This is a genomic window from Methanobrevibacter sp., assembly GCF_045603845.1.
GTDB lineage: Archaea > Methanobacteriota > Methanobacteria > Methanobacteriales > Methanobacteriaceae > Methanocatella.
This window is the reverse complement of sequence record NZ_JAZUMY010000024.1, coordinates 1-9879: the sequence shown is the minus strand read 5'-3', so window position 1 is coordinate 9879 and position 9879 is coordinate 1. Positions and strand designations below refer to the sequence as shown.

Below are 9879 nucleotides of genomic sequence, written 5' to 3'. Positions count from 1 at the left end.
TACTTTTAAATACCATGTTTTAAATATATAATATTAGTAAACTATGTTGTGATTTGAATGATTAAAAGAAATTTCTATTTGAATATGTTGCGAAAATATCGCAATACTGATGAAATCAAAGTTATTTGTGGAATAAGACGTTGTGGTAAAACTGTTCTTTTAAAACAATTAATTGATGAATTAATTAAAGATGGAATTCCTCAAGAGAACATTATCTATATATCTTTTGAATCTTCAAAATATAGACGTATTAAAAATGATATTCAATTGGATGAAATAATTCTTGAAAAAACAAGTAAGATAAATGGAAAAATTTATTTGTTATTTGATGAAATTCAGCAAGTAAAAGATTGGGAAAAATCAATTAATTCATATCGTGTTGATTTTGATAGTGATATTTATATAACTGGATCTAATTCTACTCTACTCTCTGGGGAACTTGCTACTTTACTTTCTGGAAGATATATTACCTTGAATATTTATCCTTTTTCATTTAATGAATTATTAGATTTTTATAAAAATGAGGGTATTTCTGAAAAAGAATTATTCAATGAATATTTAAGTTATGGTGGTTTTCCAGGTCTTTTAAGCTATGATAATGATGGAAAAATTAATCTGTTACATGATTTGTACAGTACAATAATTCTTAATGATATTCTGTACAGGTCTAATATTAAAGATTTAGATTTGTTGAAAAGATTGTTGGAGTTCATGATTTCAAATATTGGTCAAACATTTTCTGCTACATCCATTTCGAAATATATTAAAAATGAGCGTAAAACTACTCCTGCTACTATAATTAATTTTTTAGAGTATATTGTTAATGCTTTCATATTATATCAGGTAAAACGTGAAGATATCAAACTTAAGAAAAAATTATTAATATCTGATAAATATTATGTAGTTGATCCTGGTTTTTACTACTTATTCAATGACGAATCACAACGTGATTGGGGACAATTATTAGAAAATGTAGTTTTTCTTGAATTAATTAGAAGAGGATATTCAGTCAATATTGGTAAAGTCAATGATTTGGAAATTGATTTTGTTTGCTATAAATCAAATAAGAAGAAATATATTCAAGTTAGTGAATCTGTCAAAGATCCATTAACTCGTGAACGTGAATTCAAACCTTTTACTTTGATTAAAGATAATTATCCTAAATACTTAATTACTAATGATGATGAAAATTATTCAAATGAGGGAATTGTTCATTTAAATATTATAGACTTTTTAAAATTAGATAATGATTTTTAATGCTTTTTAAACGTTATTAAAATTAATATCAAACCTAAAAGGTATAAAAACCAAATCATAATATCAGTCGGGCCTGTTTCAATCCATATTAATGTATGCGTTAATATTATTGAATAAATACTAATTCCCACTCTATTTTTAGCGATTGAATGGATAATCTTTAGAAATGCTCCCATAAATAGCATTTGGATTGTAAGGCCGATGTATCCAAAGTCAAGCAGAACAGGTCCGAACATTGTTGAAGTCAGACATACGTCATAGTGAAGAACATAATTACCTATAAACGATCTTGGACTTCCTGATGAGAAAATCATTGATAATATGTGGCCGTTTGTAGTTCCTGCAAGCGGAATTATTTTTTCTAATACTTCCTGTGTAAATGCCGCTCTGTAAAATACCAATTCAACGGGATTCAGGGTCCAGGTTTGTGTTGCAATGGACTGTGATGCAATATATCCCACTGCAAGGCCTCCGAGTGCAATTATTATAACGAATAGAATTCCAATTTTTTGAGAAATTTTTCCAATATAATACATTGTGATGAATACGCTGACCAGAATTCCAACCACTGATGTTCTGTATCCGTTAAGTCCGAAAACAAGTGCTCCAAGCAAAACTAAAAGCAAATACTTGCGATTATAGTATTTGGCAATTAATATATTAATTAAAATCAAGAATAACGGATATGCAATTCTCCATAAATTAGTTGTCGCATTTGCTTTTAGAACGCTATCAAATAAAGGTATTCCTCCAAGCAATACCATGTTGAGGCTTTGTAAAACTAATGCCAATATGATAAATATTATCAAAATCTTTTCGGATATAAAGTTTATTTCAGCGGTTTTTTCTATTGTAACTTTTTTCGAAACAATAAATGATGCTACTGTAAACAATACTGCCGCAAAGATAATCGTTAAGATGGTTTGTGCATTCAGGGGGTCTTCAAATCTGTAATTGAATGATCCGATATAGCCCATAACCAGAAAGATTAAAATTGCTACTGGCACAATGTATGGATGAAAAAAGTCTATTTTTCTCTTGCTGAAATACATAGGTTTCCTCCGAAGTTAGGCATTGCAGCTACATGTGTGTGCACATAACTTGCCAATGTATTTTTTTCCATAAATCCGTCTTGGAAGTCGTATGATCCTTTTCCACGGGTTATCTTAAATGCAAAGTCATGCTTTGGCTTGTCAACTATTACTTTTGAGTAGTGGAATTCATGTCCGTGGAATACTTCTCCTTTTTTGGATATGATATTGTCCTTCTGGACTTCAGCAACAGTATATTTCAGTGCTTGTACACGATCTGTTAGAATTGACTTGTAGGGATATACATTTACTACTGCATCTTCATGAATTGATTTCATAAGATACATTAAACCACCACATTCGGCAAAGATAGGACGGTCATCCAGGTGGAAGTCCTTGATATCTTTAAGCATGCTTTCATTATTTGATAGCTCTTTTGAAAATAGCTCAGGATATCCTCCACCGATATATAATCCGCCAATGTCGGGAAGGTTTTCATCGCTTAATGGTGAAAAATATTCTATTTTAGCACCATTTGCTTCCAAGGATTCTATATTTTCCTTATAATAAAAATTAAAGACTTCATCATAGGCAACACCAATCTTAACATTTTGCCTGTTTAAATTATTCCAAATCGGTTCCAGATCAGAGTTAATTTTAGGTGCTGTTTTAGCAATTTCAACCAATCTGTCCAAATCAATTGAATTTTTGATTGTTTCGCACCATATATCAATAAATTTCAGGGAGTTTTCTCTCTCACGTGCAGGAACGAGACCTAAATGTCTTTGCTCTATTGAAATATTGTCGTCACGTATTATGCCGCCTATAACTTCTGTACCGGTAATTTCTTCTATGGAACGTTTTGTTTTTTCATAATGCGCTTTATTTTTTACTTTATTGAGAATTACTCCGGCAATGTTAATTTCGGGGTCAAGACTTTTAAATCCTAAAACCAGTGCCGCAGCACTTTTAACAAGACTTCTTGAGTTGATTATTAGAATAACCGGCGCTTTAAGGGATTTTGCAATTGAAGCGGTACTTCCAATATCATTGATTGAGTCAATCCCTTCATATAATCCTCTGACGCCTTCAATAACTGCAATATCTTTATCCGCCATTGCTTTGTTGTAGGAATCTCTAACCTGACCGTCATGCATAAAAAACGAATCCAGATTTCTGGAAGTATTTCCAGTAGCTAGGGTATGATATGACGGGTCTATATAATCTGGACCTACTTTAAACGGCTGTACATTATATTTCTCGGATAAAGCTTTCATTATTCCAGTTGCAATTGTGGTCTTTCCAACTGCACTGCCTGTTCCTGCTAAAATTACTCTCATGAATAATAATTTATTTTGATAATATATTATCTTTGTGTAGAAAATTTCTTTTTAAATCATTTTATATAATATTAAATCCAAAAATTAAATCATAATATATTGGTGGTCAAATGAGAATACTATTAATTCATTCTGATTATTTAAATTATAATGTTAAAAAGAAAACACCAGTAGCCGAAGAAATCGAAGAAGCCAAACATAACGGCTCTTTTGATGATTCTTTAGTTGTATTTACTGCTGTTGAAAAAGAAGACGAAGATAATCCACAAGGAATTGTTAAAAACTTGGTTAAAGAAGTTTTAAAAACTAATGATCAGGTTAAAGCAGAAAATATTGTTTTATACCCATACGCGCATTTATCTTCTTCATTAAGCTCACCAAAAATTGCTGTTGAGATTTTAAAAGATGCAGAAGAAGCTCTTTTAGCTGAAGATTTAAATGTTGTAAGAGTACCTTTCGGCTGGTATAAGGCATTTGAAATTTCCTGTAAAGGTCACCCGTTAAGTGAGCTTTCAAGAACCATAACTGCAGATAGTGAAGAAGAAAAAATTGAATGAAAACCTTCCAAATGGCAAATGCTTGAAGGAAATGAAATCACTGAAATTGAAGACTTCAAATTTGAAAACAGAGCATTCAAACAGCTTGTTGACTATGAATTAGGCCAAGGGGCATCTGATGAAGGCGAACCTCCTCATGTAAAATTAATGAGGGAAAAGGAAATCTGTGATTATGAGCCTGCATCCGATGTAGGTAATCTCCGATGGTATCCGAAAGGAAAATTGATCAGAGATTTATTGGATGATTATGTTTATGATTTGGTCGTTGATCGTGGAGCAATGCCTGTTGAAACTCCAATTTTCTATGATTTGGATAATCAGGCAATTTACGAGCACGCTTATAAGTTCGGTGAAAGACAGTACAGAACCGACACTAAAAGGAAATTAATGTTAAGATTTGCAGCCTGTTTCGGTGCATTCAGATTAATGAGCGATTCATTCCTAACCTGGAAAAATTTACCTGCCAAGATTTTCGAATTGACACATTACAGTTTCAGATATGAGAAAAAAGGAGAAGTTGTTGGTCTTAAAAGATTAAGGGCATTTACAATGCCGGATTTCCACTCCTTCTGTGCTGACGTTCAGGCATCCTTGGACGAGTTTTCAGCTCAAACCGACATGTGTTTAAAAACAGGCGGTGACTTGAACCTTGATTTTGAAGTGATTTTCAGAGCAACCCAGGATTTCTTTGATGAAAACGAAGAATGGATGTATGAAATCGCATCCAAATTCAATAAACCAATTCTTTTGGAAATCTTACCTGAAAGACACCACTACTGGGTATGTAAAATCGACCTGGCTAATATCGATGCTTTAGGCCGTCCGATTGAAAACCCTACAGTTCAAATCGATGTTGAAAGCGGTAAAAGATTCGACATTGAATACTTGGGTGAAGACGGCAAACAGCACAATCCTACAATCCTGCACTGTTCCCCAACAGGAAGTATTGAAAGGGTTTTATGTGCAATGCTTGAAAAAACAGCCATTGATATAAATCAAAAATCTCCAATGTTACCAACCTGGTTAAGTCCAATTCAGGCAAGAATCATTACAGTTGGAGAAGCGCATGAGGAATTTGCGCAAGAAGTTTATGAAAAACTCAATGCTTCAAATATCCGTGTAGATATCGATGACCGTGATGAAAGTGTCGGTAAGAAAATCAGAAACGCTTCCAAAGAATGGATTCCATACATCTTTGTCATTGGAGATAATGAAGTCGAATCCGGTAAATTCAAGGTAACCGTTCGTGAAACCGGCGAAAAAGTCGATATGGATGTGGATGAATTAATTGCTGCAATTAAAGAGAAAACTAAAGGAATGCCTTTCAGAAGATTGCCTTTACCAAAAGATATCTCAAAAAGGATTAACTTCCAATAATTATATTTACAAATAAAAATATACTATAAAGTGTTATTATATAACGGAGGAAATTTAATGGACCCAATGTATAGAATAGGAGAAGCTCTTATTGGAGACGGCCCGGAATTAGCACACATTGATTTATTGATTGGTGATAAATTCGGTCCTGTTGGTCAAGCTTTCGCTAATGGATTATCTAACCTTTCAGTCGGACACACTCCATTAACCAGCGTAATCAGACCAAACTTAATGACTAAGCCAGCTACTTTAATTATTCCTAAAGTAACTGTTGGCGATTTAGACGATGCTAGTAAAATATTTGGACCTGCACAAACCGCTGTTGCTAGAGCAGTGGCAGATGCAGTAGAAGACGGATACATTCCAAAAGACATTGTTGAAGATATCGTAATCAATGTCAGTGTATTCATTGATCCTTCTGCAGAAGATTACAGAAAAATCTATCAATATAACTATGGAGCTACCAAATTGGCTATTAGAAGAGCAATGGAAGGATATCCTTCAATTGAAAAAGTTCTCGCAGAAAAAGACCGTGGAACTCACCCAATTATGGGATTCAGAGTACAGAAACTTTGGTCTCCACCTTACTTACAAGTTGCTCTTGACTTGGACAGCAAAGAAGCTATGGCTAAAATCCTGGCTGACTTGCCTGATAAAGAAAGAGTACTTATTGAAGCAGGTACACCGCTCGTTAAAAAATTCGGTGTCGGTGTAGTTGAAGACATCAGAGCACTTCGTCCATCCGCATTTATTATTGCAGATTTAAAAACTTTAGATGTTGGACGTGTAGAAATTAAAATGGCAGCTGATGCAACAGCTGATGCAGTAGCTATTTCCGGACTCGGTACTATCGAATCAATCAAGAAAGCTATTCATGAAACCCAAAAACAGGGAATCTACGCTATCTTGGACATGATGAACGTAGCTGACTTTGAAGAAAAATTATCACAATTGCCTGATGATTTAAAACCGGATATAGTATTATTACACAGAAATGTTGACCTCGAAACTTACAAAGCTGAAAAAGGTGAAGATGTAAGTGAAATGACCGAATGGGGTAACATCAAAAAGATTAAAGAAATCCTTGGCGGTGGCCTTATTGCAGTGGCCGGTGGAATCACTCCGGAAAATGTTGAAGAAGCTATCGAAAAAGGCGCTGATGTAATTATTGCAGGAAGATACATTATCGGTTCAAGAGATGTCAGAAGATCTGCTCAAGACTTCTTAGCACACTTCCCACCTGACCCTGATAATATGAGACTTGCAATGGATGAAGACGAACAAGTAAATTAGATTAATTTCTAATTTATTTTCTATTTTTTTTAAGAGGTTTTAAAATGGGTTTTTGTAATTCTTGCGGAAGGCCTATTGTAAAGGAAGATTACGGTACTAATGATGACGGTAGTTTAAATCCTGAATTCTGTAAAGACTGTTTCCAGGACGGTAAATATACGGAACCGGACATAACTTTAACTGATATGATTGTCCGCAAATCAAAAGAGATGATGGAAAAGAATCCAAGATTGCCAGAAACTACTGCGACAGGTATTACAACCACTTTCATTCCCGGCCTTAAAAGGTGGAATCCTGAATTTAAGGATGATTATCAGTTTTAAATTTCTTTATTCAAAATAAATTCTTTAACTCTATTGGCGATATATTCGTCACGGGTTTTAGTTGTTTTTAAAATGTATAACTCTTCTTCTAAGCTATTGTATTTATCAACTAAATCATTGTAATCTAGACGTAATTCGTCGTAATCTTTTTCAAGACTTTCGTTTTCTTCAAACATTTCGGCATAGCTTGTTTTGGTATTGAGATTTTCCTGTTTTAGCTGATCGTATTTGTCGCTGACTTTAGCGTAGCTGTCTTTAATGTCAGCATGTTCCTCTTTTAGTGTGGAGCATTTGGTTTTGAGGTTTTTATTTTCTTCTTTAATACTTGAATATTTTGTTTTCAGATTTTCATTTTCTATTTTCATATTCACGTATTTGTTTTTGAGATTTTCGTTTTCTTCAATCAATCTTGAATGCTTTGTTTTAATGTTATCGTTTTCTTCTTTTAAAATAGCTAATGACTCTTGTTTGGTTTCTTTAGTAATGTTTTCCAAAGTGATTATTTCATTTTCTTTTGCATGAAGTTCTGCTTTGAGTTCTTCAATGATTTTTTCATATTCAGAGGAATTTTCATTATTAAGTGCTTGCTCCAATTTTTCCACTTCCATCATATATAAATAATTAGCTACTTTAATTGAATGTAATTCATTTTCAAGATTATTGAAGGTTTCAATTTCATTTTGGGGAATAATAAGGACTTCTTCTTCATTAGAATAAATGTCTTCATTTTTTGGAACTGTAATTTGAATCTGTTCTGTAGTATATTTCTTTTTCTCTCCAGTTTTTAGAGTTCTATGATATTCTCTAGAATATTTTTTTACAATACCATGTCCCACTTTCATATATATCCCCAGTAATTACTATTATTTAGATTTATGATATTAGTTTGATATAAATATTTTGTTAAATCGGTGATTATTTGGAACATAATTAATTAGTAAAAATAATATAATTATTTTAAGGATGATGTGATACTATGAAAGTTTTTGGAATTTGCGCAAGTCCCAGGATAAGTACAACGGATTATGTTATTAAAAAGGCATTGGAAAAACTTAACGATGATGGTTTTGACACTGAATTGTTCTCATGTGCCGGTAAAACGGTTAAACCCTGTATGCACTGCGATTACTGCTTGAAAAACAAGAAATGCATCATTGAGGATGATATGGCTGAAATTTATAAAAATTTGCAGGATGCTGATGGCATAATTCTAGCAACTCCCGTTCAAAGTGGAGGAATTTCCAGTAATCTGGCTTCAATCATGGACAGAACTCGGGCTCTTGAAGCCATTGACTATAATCTGCTTAGGGGCAAAATCGGTATGAGCATTGCCGTTGGCGGTGACAGGACGGGCGGGCAGGATTTTGCTCATTTGAAAAATATCACTTATTTCATGATTCACGGCATAATCCCTGTTAGCGGAGGGCCCTTCGGATCCAATTTGGGCGCTTCTTTCTGGTCAAATGACCGCTTGGATGACATTAAAAAGGATGAATATGGGATGGAATCTTTGGATAGGACTTTATTTGAATTTGAAAACTTCTTAAAAAAATATATTTAGGTTTTTAAAAACCTAAACTAACTTCTCTTTTTTGTTATCAGGACACCAATGCCCAAGCCTATTATCAAACCGATTACAATACCTATTCCCAAAGGAAGAGCGAAGTTGCTCTCTGTTTGCGCGTTTCCAGTTGGGGCATTCATAATTTGGTTTAATCCGTCTAATATGGTGTCATTGTTCAAATCATCCACTACCAGTATTCTATTGGACAGGTCCTGATGATTGTTTAAAAATTCCTTTCCGCTGTCCTGATATGCGACAATCAATATTCTTTTGTTTGTGTTATTGACGCTGTGTTCTAATATATGTTCAACTTCATCCTGTGACGTGAATTTGTAAACGCTGATGTTTATTCCGTTTGCATCAGCTATGTCTTTTACTAGTTGTCCGTTTGTTTCGTTTGCAATAACCATAGTATCGGCTGTCACATCAACTCCATGGGCGGATACTGCGGTTATTCCTATCAGCAATACAATCAATATTAATATTCTTTTCATTTGATCACCTAAATTTTGTTTATCTCCATTATTTCCGGTTTCATCATTTCAATCGCACTTATTATTATCGTATTGGCAAATCCTTCTATTATTGCGATGAATAAATAGAAAGGAATTAATGTTGCAAGAAGCACATCAAAATTCATTGCTCCGGATAATAGCAGTATTGCTACTTGACCGAATGTGGCTGCAATAATTCCGATTATCGTTGATGCAAAAATCGCCATCTTCTTATTGAGGTCTTCTAAAACTCTGTAAAATCCGTAGGTTACAAAGGATAGAATAAATCCCATTACTAGGAAATTAGCTCCGAGTATCGTTATCCCTCCCATATTCAGCAGAAGGAACTGCATCAATAGACTTATGAATGAAACAATGTTTGATGTATTCGGCCCAAGCAAAATAGCTACCAAAGGTATTAAAAAGAAGTGTATAGGCACTCCTAATGGTGAAGGAATAGATAAAGATGTTACCGTTATCGTAAATACGCTGAAAATAGCTATTGAAATTATTCTTTTCTCCTTATTTTCATCATTTGAAAATTTATAAAAGAATATTGCCATTATAATCAATGTAATGACCCAATATATTATGGCCTGATTTAGGGGTACAATTCCATCGGGTAAATGCATTCAATCACCTT

The 9879-nt window shown here is 33.7% G+C and carries 9 protein-coding genes and 1 pseudogene; 5 read left to right on the top strand and 5 right to left on the bottom strand.

Going from position 1 to position 9879, the window contains the following annotated elements:
* The first annotated feature begins 57 nt into the window (after positions 1 to 57).
* Positions 58 to 1257, top strand: a complete 1200-nt coding sequence (locus ACKI2W_RS02545; protein WP_407378961.1) for an ATP-binding protein — start codon at positions 58 to 60, stop codon at positions 1255 to 1257.
* On the opposite strand, the gene ACKI2W_RS02540 is transcribed toward ACKI2W_RS02545, so the two are convergent.
* On the bottom strand, positions 1254 to 2309 hold the full coding sequence (locus ACKI2W_RS02540) for an oligosaccharide repeat unit polymerase family protein (protein ID WP_407378960.1): 1056 nt from the start codon (positions 2307 to 2309) through the stop codon (positions 1254 to 1256). The genes ACKI2W_RS02545 and ACKI2W_RS02540 overlap by 4 nt on opposite strands.
* Positions 2285 to 3628: a Ni-sirohydrochlorin a,c-diamide synthase gene (gene cfbB / locus ACKI2W_RS02535; protein ID WP_407378959.1), complete on the bottom strand. Its 1344-nt coding sequence runs from the start codon at positions 3626 to 3628 to the stop codon at positions 2285 to 2287. The genes ACKI2W_RS02540 and cfbB overlap by 25 nt, the downstream gene beginning before the upstream one ends.
* A gap of 110 nt (positions 3629 to 3738) precedes the next feature.
* On the opposite strand from cfbB, the pseudogene ACKI2W_RS02530 reads away from it, so the two are divergent.
* The 3 genes and pseudogenes from ACKI2W_RS02530 to ACKI2W_RS02520 all read left to right on the top strand — a co-directional run bounded on the left by ACKI2W_RS02530 (position 3739) and on the right by ACKI2W_RS02520 (position 7178).
* A pseudogene (locus tag ACKI2W_RS02530) lies at positions 3739 to 5562 on the top strand (threonine--tRNA ligase).
* Positions 5563 to 5628: 66 nt separating this feature from the next.
* Entirely contained in the window at positions 5629 to 6855 is a 1227-nt protein-coding gene (locus tag ACKI2W_RS02525; protein ID WP_407378962.1) for a bifunctional 5,6,7,8-tetrahydromethanopterin hydro-lyase/3-hexulose-6-phosphate synthase, read from the top strand.
* Positions 6856 to 6899: 44 nt separating this feature from the next.
* Positions 6900 to 7178, top strand: a complete 279-nt coding sequence (locus tag ACKI2W_RS02520) for a zinc ribbon domain-containing protein (RefSeq protein WP_407378958.1) — start codon at positions 6900 to 6902, stop codon at positions 7176 to 7178.
* On the opposite strand, the gene ACKI2W_RS02515 is transcribed toward ACKI2W_RS02520, so the two are convergent.
* Positions 7175 to 8020 carry a phosphoserine phosphatase gene (locus tag ACKI2W_RS02515; protein ID WP_407378957.1) on the bottom strand — a complete coding sequence of 282 codons (846 nt, stop codon included), beginning with the start codon at positions 8018 to 8020 and terminating at the stop codon, positions 7175 to 7177. The genes ACKI2W_RS02520 and ACKI2W_RS02515 overlap by 4 nt on opposite strands.
* A gap of 134 nt (positions 8021 to 8154) precedes the next feature.
* Here ACKI2W_RS02515 and ACKI2W_RS02510 point away from each other — a divergent pair, with 134 nt between their 5' ends.
* Complete coding sequence (locus ACKI2W_RS02510) at positions 8155 to 8739, top strand: flavodoxin family protein (protein WP_407378956.1); 585 nt, start codon at positions 8155 to 8157, stop codon at positions 8737 to 8739.
* Positions 8740 to 8756: 17 nt separating this feature from the next.
* Here the strand turns inward: ACKI2W_RS02510 and ACKI2W_RS02505 are convergent, their stop codons facing one another.
* Positions 8757 to 9236, bottom strand: a complete 480-nt coding sequence (locus ACKI2W_RS02505; protein WP_407378955.1) for a hypothetical protein — start codon at positions 9234 to 9236, stop codon at positions 8757 to 8759.
* An 8-nt stretch (positions 9237 to 9244) separates the two neighbouring features.
* Complete coding sequence (locus ACKI2W_RS02500) at positions 9245 to 9868, bottom strand: energy-coupling factor ABC transporter permease (RefSeq protein WP_407378954.1); 624 nt, start codon at positions 9866 to 9868, stop codon at positions 9245 to 9247.
* Positions 9869 to 9879 lie beyond the last annotated feature (11 nt).

Excerpts from the sequence above, each read along its gene's own strand:
- ACKI2W_RS02545 (WP_407378961.1), top strand. The coding sequence starts at position 58 with ATGATTAAAAGAAATTTCTATTTGAATATGTTGCGAAAATATCGCAAT.
- ACKI2W_RS02540 (WP_407378960.1), bottom strand. The coding sequence starts at position 2,309 with ATGTATTTCAGCAAGAGAAAAATAGACTTTTTTCATCCATACATTGTG.
- cfbB (WP_407378959.1), bottom strand. The coding sequence starts at position 3,628 with ATGAGAGTAATTTTAGCAGGAACAGGCAGTGCAGTTGGAAAGACCACA.
- ACKI2W_RS02525 (WP_407378962.1), top strand. The coding sequence starts at position 5,629 with ATGTATAGAATAGGAGAAGCTCTTATTGGAGACGGCCCGGAATTAGCA.
- ACKI2W_RS02520 (WP_407378958.1), top strand. The coding sequence starts at position 6,900 with ATGGGTTTTTGTAATTCTTGCGGAAGGCCTATTGTAAAGGAAGATTAC.
- ACKI2W_RS02515 (WP_407378957.1), bottom strand. The coding sequence starts at position 8,020 with ATGAAAGTGGGACATGGTATTGTAAAAAAATATTCTAGAGAATATCAT.
- ACKI2W_RS02510 (WP_407378956.1), top strand. The coding sequence starts at position 8,155 with ATGAAAGTTTTTGGAATTTGCGCAAGTCCCAGGATAAGTACAACGGAT.
- ACKI2W_RS02505 (WP_407378955.1), bottom strand. The coding sequence starts at position 9,236 with ATGAAAAGAATATTAATATTGATTGTATTGCTGATAGGAATAACCGCA.
- ACKI2W_RS02500 (WP_407378954.1), bottom strand. The coding sequence starts at position 9,868 with ATGCATTTACCCGATGGAATTGTACCCCTAAATCAGGCCATAATATAT.